Source organism: Nitrospinota bacterium (assembly GCA_027619975.1).
In the GTDB taxonomy this organism is placed as follows: Bacteria; Nitrospinota; Nitrospinia; order Nitrospinales; family VA-1; genus JADFGI01.
This window is the reverse complement of sequence record JAQCGX010000007.1, coordinates 1-26505: the sequence shown is the minus strand read 5'-3', so window position 1 is coordinate 26505 and position 26505 is coordinate 1. Positions and strand designations below refer to the sequence as shown.

General features: G+C 46.2%; 26 protein-coding genes. 12 read left to right on the top strand and 14 right to left on the bottom strand.

Annotated elements, in window-relative coordinates:
* Window positions 1-78 precede the first annotated feature (78 nt).
* From O3C58_03710 to O3C58_03670, 9 genes are all read right to left on the bottom strand, one after another.
* Window positions 79-633 carry a zinc dependent phospholipase C family protein gene (locus O3C58_03710; protein ID MDA0690969.1) on the bottom strand — a complete coding sequence of 185 codons (555 nt, stop codon included), beginning with the start codon at window positions 631-633 and terminating at the stop codon, window positions 79-81.
* Between the two features lie 199 nt (window positions 634-832).
* On the bottom strand, window positions 833-1885 hold the full coding sequence (locus O3C58_03705) for a Fic family protein (protein ID MDA0690968.1): 1053 nt from the start codon (window positions 1883-1885) through the stop codon (window positions 833-835).
* An 82-nt stretch (window positions 1886-1967) separates the two neighbouring features.
* The gene (locus tag O3C58_03700; GenBank protein MDA0690967.1) at window positions 1968-2465 is read right to left on the bottom strand and encodes a GNAT family N-acetyltransferase; all 498 of its coding nucleotides are present in this window, start codon (window positions 2463-2465) and stop codon (window positions 1968-1970) included.
* Window positions 2462-3337, bottom strand: coding sequence for a RimK family alpha-L-glutamate ligase (locus tag O3C58_03695; GenBank protein MDA0690966.1), 876 nt, complete (start codon window positions 3335-3337; stop codon window positions 2462-2464). Before O3C58_03695 ends, O3C58_03700 begins: the two co-directional genes overlap by 4 nt.
* Window positions 3325-3963 carry a RimK-like ATPgrasp N-terminal domain-containing protein gene (locus O3C58_03690; protein MDA0690965.1) on the bottom strand — a complete coding sequence of 213 codons (639 nt, stop codon included), beginning with the start codon at window positions 3961-3963 and terminating at the stop codon, window positions 3325-3327. The genes O3C58_03695 and O3C58_03690 overlap by 13 nt, the downstream gene beginning before the upstream one ends.
* A gap of 350 nt (window positions 3964-4313) precedes the next feature.
* Window positions 4314-5168 (bottom strand): universal stress protein, encoded by an 855-nt coding sequence (locus O3C58_03685; protein ID MDA0690964.1) that lies wholly within the window; start codon window positions 5166-5168, stop codon window positions 4314-4316.
* 12 nt (window positions 5169-5180) lie between these two features.
* Complete coding sequence (locus O3C58_03680; GenBank protein ID MDA0690963.1) at window positions 5181-6671, bottom strand: SulP family inorganic anion transporter; 1491 nt, start codon at window positions 6669-6671, stop codon at window positions 5181-5183.
* A 149-nt stretch (window positions 6672-6820) separates the two neighbouring features.
* Complete coding sequence (locus O3C58_03675) at window positions 6821-7021, bottom strand: cold-shock protein (GenBank protein ID MDA0690962.1); 201 nt, start codon at window positions 7019-7021, stop codon at window positions 6821-6823.
* Window positions 7022-7332: 311 nt separating this feature from the next.
* Window positions 7333-7464, bottom strand: a complete 132-nt coding sequence (locus O3C58_03670; protein ID MDA0690961.1) for a hypothetical protein — start codon at window positions 7462-7464, stop codon at window positions 7333-7335.
* Window positions 7465-7687: 223 nt separating this feature from the next.
* Here O3C58_03670 and O3C58_03665 point away from each other — a divergent pair, with 223 nt between their 5' ends.
* Complete coding sequence (locus O3C58_03665; GenBank protein MDA0690960.1) at window positions 7688-8035, top strand: plastocyanin/azurin family copper-binding protein; 348 nt, start codon at window positions 7688-7690, stop codon at window positions 8033-8035.
* A 73-nt stretch (window positions 8036-8108) separates the two neighbouring features.
* Here O3C58_03665 and O3C58_03660 read toward each other — a convergent pair whose 3' ends face one another.
* Window positions 8109-9686 carry an ABC-F family ATP-binding cassette domain-containing protein gene (locus tag O3C58_03660; protein ID MDA0690959.1) on the bottom strand — a complete coding sequence of 526 codons (1578 nt, stop codon included), beginning with the start codon at window positions 9684-9686 and terminating at the stop codon, window positions 8109-8111.
* 307 nt (window positions 9687-9993) lie between these two features.
* Here O3C58_03660 and O3C58_03655 point away from each other — a divergent pair, with 307 nt between their 5' ends.
* Window positions 9994-10209: a hypothetical protein gene (locus O3C58_03655; protein MDA0690958.1), complete on the top strand. Its 216-nt coding sequence runs from the start codon at window positions 9994-9996 to the stop codon at window positions 10207-10209.
* 344 nt (window positions 10210-10553) lie between these two features.
* Window positions 10554-11780 (top strand): LPS export ABC transporter permease LptF, encoded by a 1227-nt coding sequence (gene lptF / locus O3C58_03650; protein MDA0690957.1) that lies wholly within the window; start codon window positions 10554-10556, stop codon window positions 11778-11780.
* 14 nt (window positions 11781-11794) lie between these two features.
* On the opposite strand, the gene O3C58_03645 is transcribed toward lptF, so the two are convergent.
* Window positions 11795-13042: a metallophosphoesterase gene (locus O3C58_03645; GenBank protein ID MDA0690956.1), complete on the bottom strand. Its 1248-nt coding sequence runs from the start codon at window positions 13040-13042 to the stop codon at window positions 11795-11797.
* Between the two features lie 240 nt (window positions 13043-13282).
* Here O3C58_03645 and O3C58_03640 point away from each other — a divergent pair, with 240 nt between their 5' ends.
* The 3 genes from O3C58_03640 to O3C58_03630 all read left to right on the top strand — a co-directional run bounded on the left by O3C58_03640 (window position 13283) and on the right by O3C58_03630 (window position 15691).
* Window positions 13283-13951, top strand: coding sequence for a polysaccharide deacetylase family protein (locus O3C58_03640; protein ID MDA0690955.1), 669 nt, complete (start codon window positions 13283-13285; stop codon window positions 13949-13951).
* Window positions 13952-14071: 120 nt separating this feature from the next.
* Window positions 14072-15031 (top strand): lysylphosphatidylglycerol synthase transmembrane domain-containing protein, encoded by a 960-nt coding sequence (locus O3C58_03635; GenBank protein ID MDA0690954.1) that lies wholly within the window; start codon window positions 14072-14074, stop codon window positions 15029-15031.
* Window positions 15032-15226: 195 nt separating this feature from the next.
* A complete protein-coding gene (locus O3C58_03630) occupies window positions 15227-15691 on the top strand; it encodes a hypothetical protein (GenBank protein ID MDA0690953.1) in 465 nt (154 codons plus the stop codon).
* Window positions 15692-15976: 285 nt separating this feature from the next.
* Here the strand turns inward: O3C58_03630 and O3C58_03625 are convergent, their stop codons facing one another.
* Window positions 15977-17146: a glycosyltransferase family 4 protein gene (locus O3C58_03625; protein ID MDA0690952.1), complete on the bottom strand. Its 1170-nt coding sequence runs from the start codon at window positions 17144-17146 to the stop codon at window positions 15977-15979.
* Window positions 17147-17499: 353 nt separating this feature from the next.
* Here O3C58_03625 and O3C58_03620 point away from each other — a divergent pair, with 353 nt between their 5' ends.
* Window positions 17500-18387: a fatty acid desaturase gene (locus O3C58_03620; protein ID MDA0690951.1), complete on the top strand. Its 888-nt coding sequence runs from the start codon at window positions 17500-17502 to the stop codon at window positions 18385-18387.
* Between the two features lie 16 nt (window positions 18388-18403).
* Entirely contained in the window at window positions 18404-19435 is a 1032-nt protein-coding gene (locus tag O3C58_03615; protein ID MDA0690950.1) for a fatty acid desaturase, read from the top strand.
* A gap of 3 nt (window positions 19436-19438) precedes the next feature.
* Here O3C58_03615 and O3C58_03610 read toward each other — a convergent pair whose 3' ends face one another.
* Window positions 19439-20467, bottom strand: a complete 1029-nt coding sequence (locus O3C58_03610; protein ID MDA0690949.1) for a zinc-binding dehydrogenase — start codon at window positions 20465-20467, stop codon at window positions 19439-19441.
* Between the two features lie 163 nt (window positions 20468-20630).
* Here O3C58_03610 and O3C58_03605 point away from each other — a divergent pair, with 163 nt between their 5' ends.
* The 4 genes from O3C58_03605 (at window position 20631) to O3C58_03590 (ending at window position 25737) form a co-directional block, all read left to right on the top strand.
* Entirely contained in the window at window positions 20631-21620 is a 990-nt protein-coding gene (locus O3C58_03605; protein MDA0690948.1) for a phosphatase PAP2 family protein, read from the top strand.
* A gap of 1 nt (window position 21621) precedes the next feature.
* Entirely contained in the window at window positions 21622-23190 is a 1569-nt protein-coding gene (locus O3C58_03600; protein ID MDA0690947.1) for a hypothetical protein, read from the top strand.
* Window positions 23191-23293: 103 nt separating this feature from the next.
* Window positions 23294-24145 (top strand): polyprenol monophosphomannose synthase, encoded by an 852-nt coding sequence (locus tag O3C58_03595; GenBank protein MDA0690946.1) that lies wholly within the window; start codon window positions 23294-23296, stop codon window positions 24143-24145.
* A gap of 116 nt (window positions 24146-24261) precedes the next feature.
* Window positions 24262-25737: a hypothetical protein gene (locus tag O3C58_03590; GenBank protein ID MDA0690945.1), complete on the top strand. Its 1476-nt coding sequence runs from the start codon at window positions 24262-24264 to the stop codon at window positions 25735-25737.
* Here O3C58_03590 and O3C58_03585 read toward each other — a convergent pair.
* Window positions 25725-26423, bottom strand: a complete 699-nt coding sequence (locus O3C58_03585; protein MDA0690944.1) for a CDP-alcohol phosphatidyltransferase family protein — start codon at window positions 26421-26423, stop codon at window positions 25725-25727. The genes O3C58_03590 and O3C58_03585 overlap by 13 nt on opposite strands.
* Window positions 26424-26505: the final 82 nt, after the last annotated feature.

The window sequence follows — 26505 nt, the reverse complement described above, 5'->3', positions numbered from 1 at the left end:
CTATATATTGTGGATCAATGTTATCTGTTGAGGGATAGGTTAAACCGCAATTCACTGCAACATGCCGCGCAAATGGCATCAACACATATTCCCGGCTTCACTGATGCATTCAACTATGGGCTCAAACCGATCATGCCACTTATCCATGTCAGGAAAATTCAATTGATAATCCTCAGGGTAGGCTTGGTTTAACAATCCACTCCATAATTTACAAATTGTTTGGTCAAGGCCCTTTCCATTTTCATTCGAACAAGCCCCAATTCCAGAACTTAAATGGTTAGAAAGCCCAACCCCTCCCAAATTGAGTCTTTGAAAAATATGTGCATCCTGATGCATTTCGCAAATTCTATGGTCTGTTTTATTCTGTGCGTAAGGCCCCACCTTTAGCTCAACTACAGGGTGAATGGTAACATCTGTTGCCACATGAGAGGCGTAGCCTAATAGCCAGGCAAAAGCTTTCCTTTGTTCCTCGCCTTGCAATTTTCTTATTTCTTCTATTCCAAATTTGATGATCAGGGTTGTGTTTTTATAATGCATAAGGTCTGCCCATTTTTCTGCGCTATTATCCCCTATTGCTAAATAAGGATAATCTGGACTGACAACTCCCAGTTCGCAGAATTGGAAATAATCCAAAACCGAAGTATTGGCCTAATCCGAAAACCCATCAATACTTTCTAAACGATTGGGTTCTCTAAATTGATTTACTAATGTAATGTGAGCATAAGCGCCTGGCATGTCAGATTTACCTACTATAGGAAATTGTGGAGTTATCAACCTTTGCATCTTCAGGAAATATGATAGGAAATGCATTAAGTGTTAGCGTCATGAATATCTATCCATTTTCTGTTTTCTGAACGTAATATGTCCCGCGTCCTGTGCCTTTGGCTTCGATGAAGCCTAAATCCAGCAATTTTTCGAAGTCCAGTTTGCGGGAAGCAAGACTACGAGAGGATATAGCCCCATATTCACGTTGCGTGATGCTGCCATGCGCATCAATATATTCCAAAATTTGACGGTGGTGTGGCTCAAGACGTGGTTGCGGTTCTAAACTATCAGGAAGTGCTTTGCGTACCCGCCGCAGTTCATCCAGAATACCGTCTGCGAAATATTCCAGCCACTTCGTAAAATCCACTGTCTCTTTCAGTTCGTAATAATCTCCCTCAAGCCCCACAGCCTTGAAGTAGCGCGTGATGTTCTGATTGTAATAATTTTCAAAGCTGAAAATCTCGAAAAGATCAAGTCCCGTTTGTCCAAGTATTGCAGTTGTCAGGATTCGGGAAGTGCGTCCGTTCCCATCCATAAAGGGATGGATGATGACGCATTGCCGATGAAACAATCCTGCCAGAATAACTGGATCAATCTTGCCGATTTTTTTATTGATAAAATCTATTAGATTGGAGGTCAGCGCCCGGACATCCTTTGCATCCGGCGGCACGAACACAATTTCATCCGGTTTTCGTGGGTTGCGGATAATAACAGGAGCTTGGCGCAAATGGCCGCAATCCGCAGGGTTATCCATCAGGCCAGCCACAACCTGCCCCTGTACTTTTTCAAGGGTGGCAATATTCAGTTTGAACGCTTTTGACCTTACAGATTTATAGACCGTTTGCAGCGTCTGATTGTAGTTAAGCACCTCACGTTCCGTATCACGTATATGTGCAGATTTATTTTTTAGAAGGCGTTTTACATCGGTGAGCGGCAATGGATTGCCTTCAATACTGGTGGAAGCGTAGGAAGATAGTGCCTCAGCTTCCAGTTCCAGCCTTGCCAGCGCTTTGCCTGTGAGGTTGAAGCTTTTGATTTCGCCAGTCGCTTCTCCAATCTCGCGGATTGTGAGCAAAAGCTTATCGGTAATCGTATATTTAGGCGACCATGTCATGACCATAAATTAGCCTTAAATTAGCCAAAAAGCAATGACTAAAATCATGCATAGGGTACAGAGTGCCTGGCCGTAATATAGCCGTGAATTAGCCAAATTTCCCAGGGGTTTGATCTTCCAGGGTCAGGTTTTTACCGAAACTCAAACCGTCTGTCCCGTCGGGATAAAACCCGCGTAACTTGCCGGTCCTTCGATAACCCAGTTTTCGATAAAACTGGATGGCCAACAGGTTGGTCTGGCGCACCTCCAGCGTCAGCCTCGCCACCGACCGAAACCTCGCTTCCTGCTCGGCTGTTTTCATCAGGCCCAAACCCACGCCCTTGCTTCGTGCCGAAGGGTCTACCGCCAAGCTAAACACCCGGCAATACTTGTTTAAACGGTGCCGTTTCCAAAGCAGATACACCACCCCGACCAACCGTCCTTGATCTTCGGCAACCAACACCGTCGCCCGGTTTTGGGTCAGCAGTTCTTCGATCAGGCCGATTTCAAAAGCATCGTCTGGGAAAGCGGCCCGCTCCAAGTCGGCCAACTGGTGAAGATCATCGGGCCTACCGTAACGCAGAGTGACGGCCGAGTTTCGTTTCATTCGACAAAATACCGAATCAACCGTTCGTACAGGTCCGGTGCTTGAGAATCTTCTACCCCGGCGTTAATAGTGGGGTTGTCGTTGACCTCGACCACCACGTACTCCTGGCCCACCTGCTTCAGATCGACGCCGTACAGACCGTTGCCGATCGCCGCCGCCGCCTTTTTGGCCACTTCCAACAAATGAGGGTCCACCTTGTCGATATTCATTGCCTTGACCGGCCCGCAGATCGTTTTGCCATCAGGTTGGTAGGTGGCGACCTTCCAATGTTTTTTCGGGATCGAGTACTGGCAAACGTATAAAGGCTCCCCGCCCAACACGCCGACCCGCCAATCGAATTCGGAACGGACAAACCTCTGGGCCACGATCCGGTCTGCCCGGCGGAAGTAATTTTTGCCGACCTTCACAAACTCTTCGGCGTTCTCCACCTTTTCCACATACATGGAAAAAGAGCCGTTTGTGGCTTTAAGAACCACCGGATTGCCCAATTGCTCGAAGACCGTTTGGGCATAGCTCAGGGTCAGTTGGGTTTCATCGAGAAACAAGGTCTCAGGAATGGGCACAGACCGGTTCATTAGATGCCGGTACATGTTGACCTTATCGCAGCAAATCAAGATCGAATCAGGGTCGTCCAGCACCCGAATCCCGTGCATCTGGGCCGTTCGAGCGGCTACATAGGCGGAGTTCAGCGGATCGGTGAACGCCCGGATATACAAGCCGTCGTACTCGGGAATTTTAAACATATCGGCCCGAAACAAAAAGTCGGCCCGATGCCCCATCCTTTGGGCGTGGTGGGAAAAGCGCATGATCGCGGCCATTTGATCTCCTTTGGAGATGGTGTTGCGCTCCACATAAATCCCTATCTTTGCCATTCGACCTTTGATTCTAAGTAGTGTCGTTCATAAACCCCTAAACTAGCGAAGCGCAGGGGTCCGAGGTCGCTGAACAGCAGTGTTCCATCGGGCAGCGCAAACATCCGCACCTTTGCCAGCGGGATGCGGTACAGGTCCCAAATCGCCTGGGAAGCCCTTTGAAACCGCTTGGCTTTACACCAGCCCAATACCGAGCGGAAGTGGACGATCTTGGCCCCTTTAGGGATTTCTTGGCAGCACATGGCGTAGGTATGGTTGCGGGTCATCGACCGGGTGGTGGACGCTTCTCGGCCCGGCTTGAGCACGGTCCGGCTTTTGATGATATACGGGTTGATCGGATCGATCACCACCGGCGCTTCGAAATAGCCATTGGTGAGATAAGAATTGGCTACCGGCAAACCGGCTTGTTTGGCCTTTTCCAAAAAGAGCGGGGTGATGTAGGCATCTAGGATTTCTTTTGGGGTAGGGTGGATATCTCGGCCCATGTTTTCAAAATCCTGAGACAGGTAGTAGGGCATTTCCAGGTAATCATATTCTCCTGCCAGATTCACATAGTGCCCGCCTTGTGGGTACCAGCAAATCAAAGAGAGCGGCAAGCTCAAAGAAGGGTTAGGTTCAGCGGCCATACAAACATCAAAAAGGTTACGGTGGTCACCCAGTCCGCCATCACACCCAACAACCGACTTTTCAGGGTAAACTGTCTGAGGTTTATAATCCTTCTGATTTGGAAAAAATAGGGGTAATCGTGGGGTGGTTTTTTTGTTTGATCTTAAGGGCACCTCTAAAAATGATTATAAATCGCTTTCTTCGTGTCCACTATTCCAGGGCAAAATCAACGTCTTGAATAACCAACAAGCACATAGTCCTGAAACGCAGAAGGCCGCTCGGCTTGTCGATTATCTGCTAAGGCTGGCGACTCCGCGCACAAAGTTCGGCTTGCAAAGGCATTGATCCTGATAAAACAGACTATCTTAATTTATCTGAACAATAACAACGGTACCTTGCAAGCCTTGATCAAGGATGCGGTGGTGCTTCCGAGCAAGATGCTGTGCATGCGCGAATGACTGTACGCGCCTGTAATCAGAAGATCTATCTCATTGTCTTCCACGTAAGAGGCTATCACCTGATCGGGATGCTGGCTTTGTTCCGCTTTGAGACTGACTGTGAATCCTGATTTACGTAGTTTTTGCTCGGCTTCCGATGTATCTATATCGCCTTTGGCACGCTCAACCGTCAGTAAGTGACATTCCAGCCCTTTTTTGCTTAAGGGCTGGCTCGTAATGTAGTCGATGGCTTTGCGCACACTGCCTTTGCCATCATAGGCAATCAGGAAGCGTTTGATCGGACGCACCACGGAAGACACGATAAAGAGAGGTTTGTGAATCGCGCGGGCCACTTTTTCCAGGTTTGCGCCTAGAAAAACAGAGTTCATGTCTGCATGCTCACCCCGTTTGCCTATGAAAATCATTTCAACAGAATTTTCAAATTCTTGAATGGTTTCAACCAGACTGCCGCGCCGGTGAATCAGGTTTATCTTTTCGACACCTGCTTCTTTGAGAATATTGGCGCCATGTTCAAGAATGATTTTGCCTTTTTTCTGGTCCAGACGGCCACGCTCTTCATCCACTCTTGTCAATTCTTCCAGTAGCTCACTGCGCGCATCAAGACCTATTATGCCGGTATGGTCTGTCGGTGCCTGATAGTCGGACGTGCGGCGCAAAACATGAAGAAGATCAATTTCGGCATTGATGCGTTTGGCAACCCAGGCGGCATAGGTACAGAGATTATCCGCATAAACCGATCCATCGATACATACTAATAGCTTGGCCATTCTTCCCGCCTCTTAATGTTTGAGCATGAGTTCAAGCGCGTCTGGCTTGTCGTGCACTGCCAGACGATCCACAATTGTAGCACTGGCCACATTCATACCGACCAGCTGCACGGTCGTTCCCTCGCGACGAAATTTCATGACAACTTTATCCAACGCACCGACTGCAGACAAGTCCCAAAAATGAGCGGCGCTGACATCAATGCTGACATGTTCAATGACTTCCTTGAAATCGAAGGAGTTAGAGAAGGTTTCAGCGGAGGCAAAAAAGACCTGCCCATACACGGTATAGGTGCGTTTCTCGTGATCCTCTGACAATTGAGATTCAATTTTCAGCAACCGCGATACCTTACGAGCGAAGAAAAGCGCGCTCGTTAAAACGCCGACAAAGACACCAATGGCCAAATCATGGGTAAGTACTACAACCACGACCGTTGCGATCATGACGAGGCTGGAGGTTTTAGGATGGGTTTTCAGGTTTTTAAAGGACGACCAGCTAAATGTTCCAATCGACACCATTATCATGACGGCAACGAGAGCGGCCATCGGAATCTGGCGAACCCAATCCCCGACCACTAAAAGCAGGAATAAAAGAAAAAGACCGGCGAAAAGCGTCGACAGGCGGCCACGGCCACCGGATTTAATATTGATCACCGATTGCCCGATCATCGCGCAACCCGCCATGCCTCCAAAAAGGCCAGACACTATATTGGAGATACCCTGCCCTGCGCACTCGCGGTTTTTATTGCTGGAGGTGTCCGTCAAATCATCGACAATGGTTGCGGTCATCAGGGATTCCAGCAAGCCAACGGCTGTCAACGTCAGTGAGTAGGGCAAAATAATTCTCAAAGTGTCCAGATTGAGCGGTATGTCGGGCAGTAGAAAAATCGGAAATGTCGAAGGAAGTTCGCCCATATCGCCCACAGTGCGCAAATCCATGCCGAAATAGATACTGATCACAGTGAGTGTCATGATGCTGACCAGGGGTGAAGGAACGGCCTTTGAGAAGCGCGGGAAGATATAAATAATTGCCAGCCCCAGAGCAACCATGCCGTACATTTGCAGGCCCGCGCCTTTGAATTCGGGAAGCTGTGCCATAAAAATAAGAATAGCCAGCGCATTCACAAACCCTGTCACCACGGAACGCGATACAAACCGCATCAACGAGCCTAAGCGGAAAAACCCCGCGAGAATTTGCAAAAATCCTGTCAGAATGGTTGCGGCAAGCAGGTATTCCAGCCCGTGCTCCTTCACAAGTGAGACCATGACCAGGGCCATGGCGCCCGTTGCGGCAGAAATCATGCCCGAACGGCCACCGACAAATGCAATGACAACCGCCATACAGAAGGAAGCATACAAACCAACTTTGGGGTCTACACCGGCGATAATAGAGAATGCAATGGCTTCAGGAATAAGAGCCAGCGCGACAACCATGCCCGCAAGCACGTCATTACGTATGTTGCCAAGCCAGTTGCGTTTTATATATGAGAGCGAAATTGAGAGCATAAAGTGTTTTTTAAATATTTGAAACGTAGGGGGGATTATTCAAGGAAAAGAAAAAGGGCCCGGTCAGATAGCCGAGCCCTTTTACATAAATATGGAACTGAAAGGACTCCGGCAGAACTAAAGCTCTGCCGGATGATGTCCGAAGGTTCTTATTTGGGTACTACTTGAGTGGCCTGCGGACCTTTCTGGCCCATACCTTCCACAAACTCGACTGCCTGACCCTCTGCAAGCGTCTTAAAACCGTCGCCTTGAATCTCCGAGAAATGAACAAATAGATCTTTGCCGCTCTCGGACTCAATAAATCCATAACCCTTGCTTTCGTTAAACCATTTTACTGTTCCTGATGCCATAATAAATACTCTCCTACAATTGAGCGGGAATACACTTCCAGAAAACCTGGATAATATTTTCCCTTTTTTTAAATTGGGTTGGATTGATGCAAGAACTTTTAGAGAACCACTTGGAGAGGAAACTAAACTTCCTTTGGTCTGGTAGACCAAATTACTTTTTTAGATTTACCCTAGGCGAGAAACTAGAAGAAAACAACTCACACTGCAACTGTACAACCCTTGTTTACATACCAACAATAGCATGAATATCAGAAATTGCCTAATTTTTATTTTCAGGTCTCAAACTAATTTGGACGAAGCGACCCAGGACTTCAGGTGTAATTACCAGTTTTACTGTGTTTTTTGGCGCTCCAGGGCGCGTAACCTTCGAGCCTCTGTTTGCTTACTTTGGCTTTTGTCTTTTTCTCCGCGACCTGTTCTTCCTCCCAGCCGACTTTTTCCAAAAATTCCTCGTACCCGCCGTGAAAATACTCCGCCCTCCCCTGATGGAAAATAATTAAATTTTGAGCCAGGGTTTTGAGGTAGCTTTGGAGATGGGTTTACATTCGCCGCATCCACAAGCGTCGGTAATTAAGCTAACCAAAAATACTTGAAAAATTTAAGAAGTTGATCTATTGATATGTAATAAGAGTCGTGAGTTTAAAATATTTCCTAAAGGAGAAGTTTATGAAACTGCAATTGAAATATATTATCCCAGTATTCCTATTTTTTATCTTGTCATGTGCTTCTTCCCAAAACGCAGCAAGTGTTGATCCGAACGCTAAAGTTCATGTTGTAAAAATATTCGGATTTAAATTTTTTCCTGCTTCTTTAAAGATTAAATCCGGGGATGTTGTGAAGTGGGTTAATAATGATTACCAGCCACACCAGGTTCTTGACCAAGCGACCGGAGAAATACGATCTGAAATGATGCGGCAGGGACATTCGTATTCCAAACAAATCACTAAATCAGTCGATTATATTTGTTCGAATCATCCTGAAATGACTGCGAAAATAATTGTTGAAGGAAATTAGATAAATTTAAGCAAAGTTAATATGGAGATTTCGTTTCGATAGTGGAATTTTTTAAGGCCACCACATGCTTATTTTACTGTGTTTTTTGGCGCTCCAGGGCGCGTAATCTTCGGGCATCTTTTTTATTTACTTTGGCTTTTGTCTTTTTCTCCGCGACCTGTTCTTCCTCCCAACCCACTTTTTCCAAAAATTCCTCGTACCCGCCGCGAAAATACTCCGCCCTCCCCTGATGGAAAATAATTAAATTTTGAGCCAGAGTTTTAAGAATGAGTTCAGAGTGGGTGACAATCACCAGGGCGCCGTCATAATCATTCAATTCCTCAATCAAGGATTCAATCGATTCAACATCCAGGTGATGGGTAGGTTCGTCCAGAAGCAACAGGTTGGTGGGGTGAGAAATTATTTTCCCCAGGAGCAAACGGCTTCTTTCTCCTCCAGATAGCACGCTGACTTTTTTCTTGCTCAATTCTCCGCCAAACATCATGACGCCACATATACTGTGGGCGGCTTGCAGGGAAAGGTTGGAGTTGGAGTTGAGGACTTCATCCAGCACCCGGTTTTTCGGGTCGAGCCGGTCGATATTGGTCTGTCCAAAATGCCCTATGCTGGTGGAAGGATGTTTGCTGATGGTGCCGGCGGTTGGCGTCAGCTCTTCAGCCAGACAATTTAACAAAGTGGATTTTCCTTTGCCGTTGGCCCCGATGATCCCGATACGGTCTCTCCTGCCAATGGAAAACGAAATATCTGAGAAAATATTATCCGTGGATTTTCCCCCATAGGAAAAGGAAAGGTTTTTTATGTTCATGAGGGTTTTCCCCGGACAGGCGAGATAATTGAATTTAAACCCCAAGTTCCTTTCGGTTTCCAGCTTATCCATGGTGCCCATTTTATCCATCATTTTCATCCGCGATTGCGCCATGGCAGCTTTGGATGCCTTGGCCCGAAACCGGTCTATCAAAGACTGCATCTCTTTTTTCTTGCTCTCCATGTTCTTTCGGGTCAACTCGTAGGTCTCTTCTTCCTGGATAATTTGCTCATAATACTTAATGGTCCCGCCTCGGACTTTTCTTGCCTGTTTTCGATGCAGACCCAGAGTATGAGTGGTGACATTATCCATGAAATCGCGGTCATGCGTGATGAGCAACATTTCTCCCGGCCATTTAATGAGATACTCCTTGAGCCAGCGAAGGGAAAGGATGTCCAGATAGTTGGTGGGTTCATCCAGGAGAAGCATATTTGGGTCGGCCAGCAACGCCTTGCAAAGGTTGATCCTGATCTGATACCCCCCACTGAAGGTCGAAGGATCTTTTTGAAAATCCTGCTCCGAAAAACCCAACCCGGAAAGAATAATCTCGGCCTTGTAATGGTCCCATTGCTTTTCAGGGCTCAGAGCCGTAATGCATTCCTTGAGGACTGTGGGTTGGGTGAAACGAATGATCTGCTCCAGGGCATCGATGCGGTACCCTTTTGGGGAGGTAATGTCTCCCGAGTCCGGTTTCTCCTGTCCCAAAATCATTTTGAACAGGGTTGATTTTCCCGAACCGTTTTTTCCTACCAACCCAACGCGCTCGCCTTGGTTAATTAGAAAGGAGACCCCTTCAAACAGACTTTGGGCTCCAAATGACTTTTCAAGATTATTAGCTATGATCATTGTCGATTTTTGAGATAAGAAAAGACTTATAACTAAAGCTATAAGTCCCTATTTTGGAAATTGAGAACGAAGGCCTAATGGAGGAAACCTGCACTATCTTTCGAGCCGTTTTTTTTAGTATAACAGAAAAATCATTTTGGTCCAAGCCGTCCACTAATTACCCAAGCATCTCACGAATTGCCGGGGTTGCCCTACCTGGTAAATACGCTATAATAATTTTCCGTTAATTACACCTTGTTTATCCAGGAATATTAGCCTCTTCGACCTCATTCTGAAAACACTATTCACTAAATATTGGAGACCCGAAATGGCAGACCATATCTGCGGTTTTATTTGTAAAAATCCAGAATGCGAAAAAACCAATAAAATTGATGATACCTTTCAATTTCCCGCCGAATTGGAAGACAGGTATCCATGCATGCATTGCGAATGGATCAATGAACTGGACAGTGACGTGCAATTCAACCGAAGCTCAAGGGTTTTAACCATGCTGAAAATAAATTCGGCCCATCCTGCCTCTTAAACCCGCCCCCCAAAAAAACACACCGATGAGCCCATCCCTTGAAATGGGGGTGGGCGATTGAAGAGGCTGAGGAATATCAATTGCCCGTGGTCCCCCTAAACTCTACACCTTCCCCCTGATTATCTTCCTAAATAGTTGAATAAGGCATTGTAATCTAAAGATTTTTAAGGAAAAATAGATTCGTCTCATTCACTTAATACAGATTTTAGATAAAATCTACAAAATCGAGCCGTCAATAGCCGATGGATCGAAAATTCAGTGATTCTGCGGTTGAAAAACCATCAGCTATTGCAGGATCCTCCCCGGAAGAAAAACAGGTTTTCAATTTTCTTTAAAACAACTAAATGAAAACGATTCATCGATACATATTTATAGAGCTGGTTAAGGTTTTTTCTATTAGCGTGTTGTTTCTGACCACTATTTTTTTACTGGAACAAATGCTTTATATGGCGCAAATGCTCGCCAGCCGGGGATTGACCTTTGCGGAAGGATTGAAATTAACGGCTTATACCTGTCCTGTATTTATGGTTCTGAGTTTTCCGTTGAGCGTTTTGGTGGCCTCGGTTACCGTATTCAATCAGCTATGCGGGGACAACGAATACGTCGCGATGAAAGCCAGTGGTTGGAGTTTTCTTTTCCTGATGCGGCCGGTTTTTTTGTTTTCCATTATAATTTATGTCGCGACTAACTTTGTTGTATTTTATGCTATTCCCTGGGGAACCCATTCCTTCAAGGAAACCATCTTCGATATTGTGCAGAACCGGGCTCATATTGATATCAAGCCGAAAATTTTTAACAGGGATTTTGAAAACCTGGTTCTTTATGCGAATGATAAAAAAGGAGATAAGCAATTATTAGATGTTTTTGTGGCAGACCATTCTGAAGAGGGAGCGTCAAAGGTTATTTTGGCCAAAGAAGGGGTCATAATTTCCGACCCTGAGAACTTTAAGATCAAAATCCAATTTCAGGACGGAACCGTCCACGACATTACAGAAAATGGGAAAAGCTATAATATCCTCAATTTTGACCGTTACGAACGCTATCTGCAAATCCCCAGTATGGAAGAATTGAAAAAGAAACTCACCGAAAGACACGATGATGTTTCTTACACTGAGCTTAAGGAAAACATCCGCAAGAGAACGGCCGAAGGAATAAATGCGGATAGGTCCAAGGCCCGGCTCAGTAAAAATTTCTCCATTCCCTTTGCCTGCCTCATTTTTGGGTTGACAGGGGCAAGTTTGGGAATCAAATCGAGTCGATCTGGAAAATCAGGAGGAATAATCGCCAGCGTCATTATTATAGCGTTGTATTATATAACTCTGGTTTTTGCTCAGAATATAGGGGCGCATGGAGTGATCAACCCCACTTTTTCTGTGTGGATACCCAATATCTGGTTATCTATCTTCACATTTTATATCGTCAGAAAGACTTTGAAAGAAAGTCCCATGACATTTTTCACTCGAATTTCAGATGCCTACATTGAGGGCTATGAGTTTTGTCAAAAATTTTATCGAAAATTCCAAAAAAAATCGACTTCAGAAAAACAGGGTCAGGAACCTGCCTCTAGATAATTAAAATATTTGATTCATTTTATCCAGGTTGAAAAAACCACACATTCCCTTCCCCCATCGTGCTGGCATTCCTCACCATCGGCTCGCGGTTCAATGGCCGCCAACCGGACTTTTCCGGATTGCATAAAGTCCACTGCCATGAATCCGCCCGAAATATTATTTGAGTGAGAAAACAGGGTTCCTTCGTTGTGCCCGACCCTGGATGCTTTCCAAGGCGTCCCCGCGCCACTGACCAGATGCATTGTTCCCTGCGGACCCTTAATAACTTGAAGGCTGTGGTCGTGCCCTGCGGCATAAATTAATGGCGGGCTCCCCTCCCCTGCGGATTCCTGAATCACTCCCTGGATTTTCTTTCTCATATCCAGATAGTTGGGGTTGGGCATTTCCTGACGTCCCCCAAATCCGACTTTTATCATTAATTGAGAAAATAGATGGATAGGATCAAGCAAATCTTTGTAGTTAAGATACCCCGAGTGTTTTCCATAGGTTATTAAAGGATGATGACCCACAAGCAGAATGTGTCGATTGTTGCTTGCTCCTTCATCAATCTGCTTCTTCAGCGATTGGACGACTTCATTTTCAGTTACCGATTCGCAACCCGATGGGTTGTCATTTTTCTCGGGTTTTTCATATTCATGCAACCACCATTGAGTGTCCAGTCCTATCAAGGCGATTTCAGACTCTTTACCAGACAGAGGCACCGTGACCGGTCCGGGACAGCCGGCTTTTGGAATCATGACGACATCGACCTTGTCATTTTTTCTGGAATTCTCAATATATTTTTCCAGGTTCTGGATACGCTTCCAGCCCCTTTCAACGCCACTATCCCAGTCATGGTTTCCAGGGATAAAAATCCCACGGGCTTTGCTTGCCTTTAAAATTTCGATCTGAGCATCGAGTCTTCGCTCCGCACAAGCCCGGCCCTCACAATCTTCATCAGATTTCAAAGGGCGTTCGTTGATGTCAGGCAGGCCCTTGCTATAAATATTATCCCCCAGAAAAACAATCGCCGTCCGGGAAGGCATCAACTCGGCAAATCGTTTCATTGCCGTAAACAAAGGAATTTTGACCGGACGGTCCGTTTCTTTCAGGTCAACATCAGCTCCGGCGTCCCCAACAAGTAAAATCCTGTAATCAACATTGCCCTCCTCAAGGGAAGCGCTCAGGCAATCCTCATTTTGACAATAAGGGTCTGAAAATGTGCAGGAGGCAATACTTACCAGAGCAAACCATGCTATTAAACGAGCGGTAGGATTCAACACAGGGTCAATTTTTGAGGTTGGCTTGGATAATAAATTTGTCGAACGACAATCTTCACCCTACTAAATCATAAAGGAATATTTTTGCAATCATTTTTTGAGGCAGGTAAAATCAGCGCAGTGTTTGCCTGAATCAGGGTTTCAGAAAAAGAGCGTATTCAAAATATCAGGTTTCCGCTATTTTATGGCAGAAACTGATTTCATGGGGATGGCTGTTTATTGAGAGTTTGCTTTACAATTGATATGGAACCGGACTGCCTGCCCTATCTGGACTCTTTCCGGGGCATGGAAGAAGGGACCGATCCGCTCCTTAAAGTTCTGCAAGAAGAAAACGTGCCTGCCACCTTTTTCACCACCGGACAAGTGGCTGAAATGTATCCTGAAAAGGTGGAAAAGCTGGTTTCCCTGGGACACGAACTGGGAAGTCACGGATTTGCCCATGCGGACTTTACCACTCTTGATGAGCAATGTGCGCGGGAGGACATTCAAAAATCCGCCAACACCCTTCGCCAATTCTCTTCTGTAACTTCGTTCAGGGCTCCCTATTTGAAATTTCCTGAAATCTATCTGGGATTACTGCAGGATGAAGGTTTTCTGCTGGACTCTTCTCAGGCCAAGTACAAGCTCTCTTATTATCAAAAATCATTACCCCCCCCACTCAGACGAGTTCCTGTTTCCATGACTTCCTCGCATCTCCGACTGCCCGAATGGATTCTGAAGCCCTACCTGAATGCATTGACAAGCCCTGTTGTTTTATACGTTCATCCCTGGGAATTTGTTGACTGGCGAAAAACAAGTCTGCGATGGGATTGCAGGGTTAAAACGGGGCCAGTCGCTTTGGATTGTCTGCGCTCTGTTTTAAGACATTTTAAGCAAAAAAATGCTCAATTTTTAAGGATGGCGGATCTTTAGCCTGAAAGTTTTCATCCGGTGAAAAAATAGCAGACCTCTTTTAGAAAAAAAAACCTTCTCTGAATTTTTACTCAATCCATGACCTCGGCTTTAAAATCAAAAAATAGAAGGTGGCTTTTGGTGTTAGCCTGGGCCGTGGCTTCAATTTTTATATACCTGGTGGCTCGCAAACTGCAATGGGACTCCTTACTGGGTGAATTAAAAAATATCCGACCTTTCTGGCTGATCCTGGCCGTGATGGGCAATCTTCTCATCATGGTTTTCGGAACGTCTCAGTGGATCAATTTTCTTCCCAGGGGATATCATATAAGATTTAAAAACATGCTGGAAATAAACGCCCTCATGGCCATGACCAGCAACACGGTTCCTTTCCTGGCCGGGCAGGCCCTGGCGGTGGTTCTTCTGGCCAAAAGGGAAAAGGTTGGGCATGCCGTGGCCTTGTCGGTGATGGCACTCGATCAATTTGCTGAAGGCTTTGCCAAAATGTCGCTTTTTTTACTGGTGGTCCTTCTCACTCCCATTCCCGATTGGATGAAGCAGGGAATTCTCTTAGCCTTTGTTGGTATTTTTATTCTTTTCACAGTCCTGTTTTTTTTCGCGCACCGGCATCAGCAGTTCAAGGCTTTCATGGATAAACAATCCCATCCCCGACTGGAAAAAGTCTGGAATTTTATTTCCCGATGGGCGCATCACATGGAGGCTTTGCGGAATTTCAGGGTTTTTTCAGTGGGTATGGGGATGGCGCTGGCGATGAAGGGTGCAGAAGCTCTGGCGATATTTATGGTGCAAAAAAGTTTTGGCCTTGATTTGCCTGTATGGACTATTTTTACGATCCTGGCCTCAGTCAGTCTGGTCACCCTGGTTCCCGTGGCTCCCGGCAATCTGGGAATTTATGAGGCCACCGTATTTTTTGTTTATCAATATTTAGGGTTGCCGCCAGAACAGGCGTTGGGAGTGGCACTCGTTCAACACGTTTGCTATTTGATTCCCCTGATAGGGACAGGATACATCATTCTCCTGATTCGCAATTTCTACCCTTTCCGTCCGGAGCCTGCCAAAGTTGAAACGCCCCTGACCTAACGGGTTGCTGAAAAAGAAAAAATTTTGTCGGTGAACCTGGCTTTGCAAATTTTTGTTTCTTAAGTGGCACAGTCTTTCCAGACTGTGCGCACAGGTTGGAAAACCTGTGCTACTCTTTCTTAAGATAACAGCAAACTTGAAATTAACATTTCAGGATCCCAAGAATAGTTTTTCAGCAACCTGCTAATTAATTTTATGAATAAAGATTTAATATTCGACCGCCTTGTTGAAAATGCTCTGGATTTTTTAGCTAGGGCGATAGACGAACTAAATGACCATCCTAAATACTCGGTAATTCATTTCCACGCATCAATTGAGCTTTTTATTAAAGCGCGGTTGATGCAGGAGCACTGGACCTTGGTCATATCTAAGCGCCAGGAACCGAATTGGGATAAGTTTATTGCGGGAGATTTTATTTCTGTAACGCTTGATGAAGCCGCCAATCGATTGGCAAAGGTGGTTCGTAGTGGTATTTCAAAAAGAGCCCTGGAAGAATTTCGTGAGGTGGCCAACCATCGAAATAAAATGATTCATTTCTTCCATGAGGCTCATTCTGCTGATGCTGATAGCAGACAAAAGCAAGAAATAATCAAAAAGCAGCTTGCCGCTTGGTATTTCCTGCACCATCTTCTTAGAGAGCAGTCGTATTTGACAATCTAAAAGAAGAAATAAAAAAGCAAAAAGCTATGTGATGGTTACCATACGATAGTCTTGACCAAAAATGAGGAATATATATGCGCATCTTGCTTTGAAGTTTTTGAGTTTTTGCAAAACTGTGGTTGGTGTGGAGAACCAAACACGGGTGATATGGAATACAGTTCTTGGGCAGGCTGTAATTTTTGCGATGGCAAAGATTTTAATAAGGATTGACCGGGGAATATACCCCCGACCTCAAACTGCCCATTTCGGACTTTCAAGGTAAGGTCTCCAACATCATACCACCACTCACTTGCCTTCTGCTTTTTTCCCGGATGCTGTCTGCACCAATCCGATGGCCTGACGATACAACGCCTCGTGTTCGCGCATAGCTTCTTTCCAATCCAAAGGGGGCACCACCTCCCGATTATGGCGGGCAATGGATTCTCGCAGTTTGGGATCAGTTATCAGGCGGACCAGATGATCCGCCAGTTCCTGATCGGACTTTGCCAGAAGTCCTTCCTGACCGTGCCGGATAAATCCTTTAACGCCCCCCTTGATTTTAGCGACAACAGGCAATCCGGCGCAACGGGCTTCAAGAGCCGCGATGCCAAAGGATTCCCACCGCGTCGGTTGGACATAAATATCCGTCCGGGAAAATAGTTCTCGTATTTCATCCCGCGTTTTATACCCCGTAAGCTCCACGATGCCTTCCAGGCCCAAACGCTTGATCTGCACGTCCAGGCTATTCCGCTTGGGGCCTTTGCCAATGATCTTTAATTTCACTCGGAGGTTCGAGGGAAGACGTTCAAGAACTTCGGGCATGATACCAACCAGGGCTGATCCGCGTTTTTTTCTATACAATCGCATGACGGAAACGATCCAAATTTCGTCAGCATCTCTCTCGACAGGGGTCACTTTCCATTCAATTACATTCAATGCATTATGCAACACCGCCACGTTTTTATTTTTTACCAGGGTTTTGACTCCGGCGGCCACAACCTCGCTCACCCCGGAAAATAGGACCGGCCAGAGGGACCATTTATAAATCCAGTCCAAAAAAGCCAGCCCCCAGCGGTACGGACCCAGGATGGAGTCCCAGGTTATTACCGCAGGAATTCCCAGTTTCCGGCTCAGATAAAGGCTTCCATAAGCTGTGGGTGATATGATGTTGGCGTGACAATGCACGACATCGAACGCTTCCCTTTTTAAAAGAGATTCTATTTTCCTGAACGCGCTTCGAGTATAGATACAACCGGCATATGGCAATAAAGGAACGTTCAGCCGGTGGATGTGAAAGCTTTCTCCGTCCTCGTCGCCGGGATAGGGGGTGATGACATGCACCTCGTGGCCTTCTTGCTGAAGCCGATCCGCCAAATCCCGCATATGCATCTCCGTCCCGCCCATTTGCGGCAAATACCAGTCGCAAACCAAAGCAATTTTTAATTTATGGGAAAAAATGGGGGAGGAATCAGTCATTATTCCCAACTTCAAATTTCATCAAAATAAAATCCAGACAACAAAAATATTAATAATCATTCCCATAGCATGTAAACAAAGCTCCGCCCAACGATCACATTCAAACTGCATTTCCCATTAAACAATGAGGGTTGACGACAAAACAATACTTTTCATTTCATTTTCCGAAAAGACTTCAATCTCACTGCCGGATATAGAGAGTTTTATGCGTTGACACAGTCTCGTTTCTCATATATATTTTTTTCCAATCCAATGGTGGGTTCTCTGGTTTAAGTACCGGCTCTTTTATTTAGAGAGCTTTCCTTCACGCCCAATCCCCAGAACACGCGCCAAACAACCCCCGGAACCAGCTAATGCTCCAATATAAAGAAGATATTCGAACTCTCTTTTTTATGACTGCCATCACCGCCCTGTTGATTGTGCAATGGAAAATTGGAGAGATTGTACTTCTTCTTTATATTCCCTGCCTAATTCTAGCCGTTTCAGTGAGCATCATGGTTCACAACCACATTCATATTCCCCTTTGGAAGTCTAAAACGCTCAACCTTTTAACCGATTACTGGCTTACTTTTTTTTACGGTTACCCTATCTGCGGATGGATCCCAACCCATGTGATGAGTCATCATGTTTTGAACAACCAAGACGGAGACACGTCACGAACCGACTTGGTTGGAAAAAATAATAATATTCTTACTCTATTGATCTATCCAATGGCAACAACCCGGGCTCAACTGCCGTCTCATTTTGTTTTCCTCAAAAAACTTTGGAAAAAAAACCGCCAGCGTTGTTACAAATATATTTCACAATTTGTTGTCTTTGCCAGCATGATGATCATCGCCATTATCTGGGATTGGAAGAAAGCTCTTTTATTTATTTTCATTCCACAGCAAACGGCCCTAACCACAGTCCTCTTTTTTAACTACGTCCAGCACATTCATGCTGATCGAGACTCTCGCTGGAATCACACGCGGGATTTTATCGGGAAACCTTCAAACTACCTGCTCTTAAATAATGGGTATCATGGTGCACACCACGAATCTCCCAAACTTCATTGGAGCCAGCTCCCCGTCCTGCACTCAAAAATCGAAAACAACATCAACCCTGTTTTGATTGAGAAAAACATTTTGTGGTTCTTTTTCCGTGTTTATATTTTGGGTATTTTCTTCAAATGTTTCCACACTCAGGATTTAAGGGCACAACGTCTCAAGGAACATGCAACGGTTCCTCAGCCGGCCTCCTGAAAAGGATTAAGCTATCATGGAAAAGTTAGATTACTTTCATGTGGCCCACCCAGAACCCCATATTGGCCGGACGAAAGAACTTTTAAAAAAATATCCGGAAATCCGCACTCTTTTTGGACACACTCCTTCCACTGCCGTGTGGGCAATATGCATTGTCGGCGTTCAATTCTCCCTTGCCATCGGTTTGGAAAATGCCGCATGGTGGGTTGTTATTTTGGCGGCATGGATTCTTGGGGCATTTCTTGAGCACGCTCTTTTTGTGATTATTCACGATTGCGCTCACAACCTGGTGTTCAAGCGACCTTCCTGGAACAAGGCGCTGTCGATCATTGCCAATCTGCCGGGGTTTTTCCCAGCGGCCATCGGATTCCGCAATTTTCACTTGTTGCATCACCGCAATATGGGAGAATTGGGTTGGGACGCTGACCTTGCCGGCCCTGAAGAGGCCGCCTGGATAGGAAACGGTCCGTTTCGCAAAGCCCTGAGTTTACTTTTTTTTACCGCCATTCTCGGTCTTGTTCGCCCCGCCCGCTTGAAAAAAATAAACCTGCTGGAAGCCTGGGGAGTGATCAACGGCATGTCTTCAATTGGAGCAGGCCTTTTGATTTTTTATTTTTTCGGCGGCTCTGCTTTCTTTTATCTGGTTCTATCATGCATGTTCGGCATTGGACTGCACCCGTTAGGCGGTCGATGGATTCAGGAGCATTATATTTTTCGCCCAGGACAAGAAACCTACTCTTATTACGGTCCCTTAAATAAATTATGTTTCAACGTCGGTTACCATAATGAACATCACGATTTCATGATGGTTCCCTGGTCACGGCTTCCCAAAATCAGAAAAGTTGCGCCAGAATATTATAATGACCTCTTTTACCATACGTCCTGGACGAAGGTGCTTTGGAAATTTATCTTCGACCCCAATCTGACAGGATTCAGCCGCATCGTCCGCCCGGACCATGAGGAGAAAATCCTGGATAAAATGACCACGGTTGAAACCGATCAAATCATCGACGCTACCAGAAATTCCATTCAAGCCACCTCATCATGAACCTCACTCCTTCCAGCGCAGAACAACTTTTCCGGTAGACTGCCGATTTTCCAGAAACGCATGCGCATCGGCAACCCGGTCCGCCGGGTACTCACCACCCACTTTTGGGCTCAGTTCCCCTTTTTCGGCCAAATCCACCACAGTACGCATGCAACGCTGCAGAACGTCGGGCTTATCCTCCGCGATTCGCAGCATATTTACCCCAATAACACTTTTTGAATTGGAAATTAACTGAAGTCCATGAAAGAAACCGAACCCCAACACGGTCCGCAAGACACGTAAAAAATCCCACCGACTGCCGGTCATCCCCGCCACGCCGAAAGTAACAATCCGGCCTCCAGAGGTGAGTAGATTGTATCCCTGGCGAAACGTTTTTCCGCCAATGGAATCAAACACCACATCCAGCCCTTGATCTCCGCAGATGGTTCGAACTTCCCCGGAAAAATCCTGTTGCCGGTAATTAATGGGATGGTCAACGCCGATGGTCTTTAGATAATCCAGTTTCGCTGATGAACCGGCAGTACCGAAAACCACACAACCACGGCGTTTGGCGATTTGCACCAGAGCCGTCCCCACGCCTCCCGCCGCCGCCTGAATGAGAACACGATCTCCCGGAAAGAGCCGGACCATTTCCTCCGCCGCGAACCAGGCGGTGCAATACTGTGTGGCCATTGCCGCCGCAACCCCGGCATCCATCTCTTCAGAAATTTTCACAACAGCCATTGGGTTGGCCACCACCTTCGAAGCGTATCCTCCGAACCGAGTGAACGCCAGTACCCGGTCACCGGCACTCAATTTCTTAATCTCATGGCCCACTGAAACCACTCTTCCAACCACCTCGTAACCCAGCACACAAGAAATTTTTGGTGCATCGGGATAGAGTCCCCGTCGAGCCAGAACATCGGCGAAATTCAGCCCGGAAACTTCAACATCAATCAAAACCTCACTTTCAGTCGGCAACGGGTCTTTTTCCTCGCGTATTTGAAATGCGGTATTTGCGACACCGTGACGAATAAGATAGATCGCTTTCATAATTATATTTTGGAAGAATCAAATAAATTTGACATTGATCTCATTAACTTAAGAAACCGTTACCGGAATAAATTTATGCTATGGTAGATCGGATTAACTTTAAGCTTCTATATTAAGAGTTTACCGCCCAAATCACAACATCAGGACCCTTTGAATGCCGGAAATGGATCGAGTTCAGGACAGCACCCTAAAGACAAATTCCCAAACCACCACGTTGTTTGAACAATGGCTCCAATGGTGGAAATCTCGCTCTCTTCTGCAAAAACTTCTGCCATTGACTCTGGTGATGGTTTTTTTGATAGTTCACTTCGCTCTGGGTGGATTGCGACCGGACCATCTGGTGGTCATTTTACTTGCGTTCGCATATTATGGAGGTCCGCGCACACAAAGCCTTTATCTTTTTTTCCTGCCTTTTATATTATTTCTGATCATATATGACAGCCAGGCCTATTACGCCGATTTGATCCGGGCAGAAGTTCGGGTTACAGAGCCTTATCAGTTTGACATGAAGTTTTTTGGCATTGAAACCTCAGAGGGAAGGCTTTTGCCCAGCCAATGGCTGCAAAACCACACGCATCCGGTGTTGGATATCATTACCAGTCTTGCTTACCTGGCTTTCATCTTCATTTGTTTGGGGATGGCCATTTATTTCCGTTTTTTTTTGGGAGCGAGAGAAGGTTCCCCTCTGACAGCGGGACAGATACAAGTCAAATCCCACGCTTTGATGTGGGGGATATTCTGGTTGAATATTCTAAGCTGTTCCACTTACTTTTGGTACCCTGCCGCCCCTCCCTGGTATGTTGAGCAATATGGGTTGGGACCTGCACAATTGGACATACTTCCCAGCGCTGCTGGGGCGCTTCGGTTCGACGCAATTTTCGGAATTAATTTAATGGCCGACGTTTACGCCAATTGCCCAAATCCATTTGGGGCCATTCCCTCCGGCCATGTCGCCTTTCCAACACTATTGATGTATTTTTCCTTCAGGTTTAGATCGCTACGTATTTTCTCTGTCCTATTTTTTCTCCTTATTTGCTTTTCAGTTGTTTACCTCAACCATCATTATATTCTGGATGCCCTTTGGGGCGCAGTCTATGGCCTGTTCGTCGGATGGTCCATGGACAAATTTTACCAATTAAAACCGGCAACCTGACTTGTCATTTATAATAAAAATCCTGGAACCACGGTTCAGTGTCCTGCTTCTCAAGATGGCCAGCGGGATCGCTCTATTGGGTTCGGTGGCTCTTATCCTGTGGTTTTGGCGGGGAGGGATTCCATCGGGAAATACCAGCGGCGTTTGGGCCGCTTTGGCAAACGACTTCGCCGAAGGGGTATTTTACCGGCCAGTTTTTGATGACACCGGCTACGGCGGCACCCGCTATATGCCGCTGTTTTTCGTCCTCTACGGCATCCTCATCTCTTATTTCAACGACCCCGTTCTCTCCGGCTTGCTGTTATCACTGTCAACCATCGTATTTCTGGATTGGGGAAGTTACGTTCTTCTCCGACAATTGGGGATTAAAAAAAACTTCGCTCTTGCCTTTACTTTCCTGGTTCATGCCTCCATAGCTTTTCAACTATTGACCCTGGAATTCAGGGGTGATTTCCTGGCAGCGGGGTTGAATGTTTGGGGAATTGTGTTTGCCTTGAAACATTTACGAACAAACTCCAGGGGACATTTAACTCTGAGCGCCGTCTTCTTTACAGGCGCCATCTTCACTAAGTTCACGACGATCGGCGGTCTGGTCACGATCGCTTTCTTGTTTCTTATCCAGAAAAAGAAATCTTCAGCCATCACTCTGACCGGTCTGACGGCAGTGACAACGCTGGGCCTGCTTTTTGGGGTTAATGAATGGAGTCATGGCAAAGCCCTGGCCTCTTTTCAGGCCTGCGCTCTGGGAGGATTCAATTTAACCTACGCTTTAAAAACACCGCTCTGGTTCCTGACCGTCATCGTTCAAGACCCCTTCTTTCTTGCCCTGTTAGGGCTCGCGATTTATCTGGTAACGATGACCCTGACCGCTCAATGCAAATCTTTCATCACACTTTATTTCTGCTTCACTCTGGTTTCGACCTTTTTAATTTTCTCCTCACCGGGAACGGACAGCAACCACCTGATCGACTTACTCATCGCCTGCATTCTGGTTACCGCTTCTCAATTTCAAACCAACCAGAAGTTTTCCAGCGCTTATAATCTCTATTTTTTGTTTACAGTTATCGGAATTTTGTTCATGTGGATTCCAGGTACCCTTTCCATTAAAGACCATATCGAATCTGTTGGCAGACCGACGCGTACTACCATCCAAACCCTTGCTGAAAAATTGGGACCGGAGAATAAAAATATCCTCAGCGAAAACCCACTGGTTCCCTTGTTGATGGGACAGCGCCCCTTCGTTCTGGACGCTTTCAGTCTCCGGCTTCTGGCGCAAAAATCTCCTGTCGTCCATGAAGACTTCATTCGGAGATTAAAGGACCAGTTTTTTGAAGCCATTATCTTGCTCGACTGGTCCGGGGCTCCGTTGGATCAACTGGAAGATGCTATGGAAAAACATTCATCGCTTGGAGTCGATCGGTTTTACGGGGAAGTTCATTTCCCGCCCGGTTTTTTGGACTTGATGAAAAAGCATTATGCTCTGAGTTTCGTGGAACGACCCTTCGTCATTTATAAGCCTAAAAAAATGCCTCCGAACCAAAACATAAAAATACCTATAGAAAACAACTAGTTATAACTTTTTTATTCAAGTGACTTTTCCCAAGTGAATAGTATAATAACGCCTTGTTCCCCCATGAAAACCCTGATTTTTCTAGTATTTTATTCGGAATAAAATGGCCTCTAACAATAACGCCAAACGAAAAATCACACGCGCCCTGGTCATCCTTCCCACTTACAATGAAGCCGCTTCCTTGATTCAGGTGGTGGATGCGTTACTGAGCCTGCCGTCTGCTGTGAATATTCTGGTTGTGGATGACTCCTCCCCCGATGGCACCGCCGACCTTGCTAAAAACCATCCGGCATTTGAAAAACGGCTTTTTCTATTGCTGAGGCCGGGAAAGCAGGGACTGGCCACGGCTTACAAGGAAGGATTCCAATGGGGTTTGAAACAGGGATACGATGTTTGTATGGAAATGGACAGCGACCTTTCGCATGATCCCAAGGACATTCCTCGATTGCTGCACACTATCGAACAGGGTGCCGACATGGCCATCGGCTCCCGGTATTTGCAGGGCATCAGCGTTATCAACTGGCCGCTGAGGCGGTTGCTGGTCAGCATCTGTGCGGGGATCTACACCCGAGTGATCTCCGGCCTGCCGCTGACCGACCCGACCGGCGGCTTCAAGGCCATCCACCGGGATGTGCTCGAACACCTGAGCTGGGATGAAGTAAAAAGCGATGGCTACGGCTTTCAAATCGAAGTGAGTTTTTTGGCCTATAAAAGTGGGTTTCGCATCGAGGAGATTCCCATTATTTTCACGGAACGGCGGGATGGAGAATCAAAATTCTCTTTTGGAATCGCCGTAGAGGCAGCACTAAGGGTCCTGCAACTTGGGTTTTTGGGACGGTTTAAAAACATGAAAAAGTTTTCTTCCTATACATCTGAAAAAAAAACACATCTATCTGAAACCGGGCGAACTCCCTATCCTGAAACTTTGAGCAAAAGAGGCAGTGAAGTTGATTAGCGACGCTAACTCTCGGCTTAAACTAACTTCTCAGGGAAAATGATCCAACTCATAAATCAACTGCCTTCACTTTCTCTTCCTATCCCCCCTTGCCTTTTCAGCCAATCAGGTTCCGTTTGCGAACATTAATAGCATCCATGCAGTCTAAAAACTGGTGGCAATCCCGAACCGTCGTTTTGGCCATTGCCCTGCACGGATTTCTTTTTCTGGGTTTGTTCCAATTGGGCTACACCCACAAGGAATGGAATCATATCAAGTCGATCGCCAAGGACCCTGCCGTCGCCCCCATGGCCAAAGCCATCATGGACGAACACGGTCCCTGGGGTTTTGTGGTCTGGTACTACAGCACGCATGAAGAAGCAGAGTTGTATTATCGCTACGCCAAGCTGACTCTGAATGGAGACATTAATTATTGGGTTGAGAAGGATAACTTCCAAACCCAAAATAACCGCCCCTGGCCTTACCGGGATATTCCTATCGAATATCAACCAGGGGCTCTTCTCACGATTTCATTGCCAGCGTTACTGGCAAATAATTTTGAGGACTATCGATTCTGGCTTTCTGCCTGGCTTGGGTTTCTTTACCTGGTCAACCTGTACCTGGGAATCCATCTCGTTATAGGCGGAAGGCCCTCTACAACTCAGATGAACCGTATGCTTTGGTGGTCTCTCGGATTTTTGATTCTCTTGGGAGGCATTGTCACCTCACGCTTCGATCACGTGGTCGTCACCTGCATTTTGGTTTCCACTCTGGTATTCGTTCACGCCCTCAGGCAAAAGGGAAAACGATCCTATTACGGGTTGGCCTTGTTTGGTTTTGTCACGGCCATCGGAGTGCTGACCAAGATCGTACCCGGCCTCGTCATGATATCCGCGTTGCTGGTTTTACTTATCTATCAAAAAGAATCACCGCGCTTAGCAAATGCCATCGCCGCTGTCTTAGGGTTAGGAGTGGGGCTGATTGCCCTGAATGCGGGGTTTTATGTTGTTTTCGGCGCCGGTTATCTGGAAAGTTTCACCTATCATATGGACCGGGGAATTCAAATTGAATCGGTGTATGCCGGACTCCTGTTGCTGGCTCGCATGTTCGGATACGCGGTCACGCATGACGTCTCCTACGGCTCTTCGAATGTTGTTTCCTCTCTCACCGATGGGATTAAACTCATCTCACCATTACTGTTTTCTGCAATAACGATTTTCATCACCCGGAGCGTGTGGAAAAACCGTCTGCCTGAAAGCAAAACGGAAGATCCCGACTGTCGGGTTGCCAGTCAAATGATCTTGCTGACCCTGATATCGCTTTTAGCATTCATGCTCACCAACAAGGTATTTTCCCCTCAGTACATGATCTGGATCGGACCTTTAATGGCCGTTCTGGTAAGCGTTCATCCAAATCTGTGGAAAATCAGCGGCCTGTTTCTTTTCACGTCAATGCTGACCCAGGTGTTATTTCCACACCTTTACGATTTTCTGAACACGTTTCACCCGGCCATGGTAATTACCTTGAACGTGCGCAATGGACTTCTCATTTTCATTTTATTTTTATTGATTCGGGATCTGCCAAAATTATTAGAAAAAAATCACCTCTCCTGACTCTTCTTGGCAAGCTGGTTCCTGACATATAATATTCTTTGAATCGCCGTGTAGTTACTGAGGACAGCGATTAGTGACAGGGTTCCTATCATCACAAGTTGTCCCCCATCGAGAATCCCGGCCAGCAACGACCCCAAAACCAGAAGCGCTATTCGTTCCGGTCTTTGCATCCACCCGACCTTGCAATCCACGCCAAGACCTTCGGCGCGGGCCCGTGTGTAGCTGACCATAAACGAACCGGATAGCGCTAAAATAATGATCGACACCACCCAGGAACCGGGGATCGCACCTGCCTCGCTACCGGAGTTGTCGGAAAAATACCAGGCAAATCCAATAAAAATAAAAATTTCACTGAACCGGTCTATCGCACTGTCAATAAAAGCTCCAAACAGAGAATGCCTGCCGGACTGCCTCGCCATTTGACCGTCCAGCACGTCACAAATTCCCGCCACGATTAAGACCAATCCACCCTGGAAAAAGAAACCGCCACCATAAAAGCCCCCCGCAACCATACTCAATATTAAACCGGTAAAGGAAATTGCATTGGGACTGACGCCCAGATTGGAAAGAAAATGACACACAGGAGCCGTCATGCGGAGAAATTGCCTTTTGATTTTTTCACTCAAAATTAAAATCTCTGACATCCGCGACAAACCTTTGAAGTCGGCAGGGGGTATTTTATTCATCTTCCATTATTTCTAGCAGGTTGCTGAAAAAGAGAAAAATCCGTCAGCGAGTTAAGTTTTACAGGTTTTTGCTTTTAAGTGG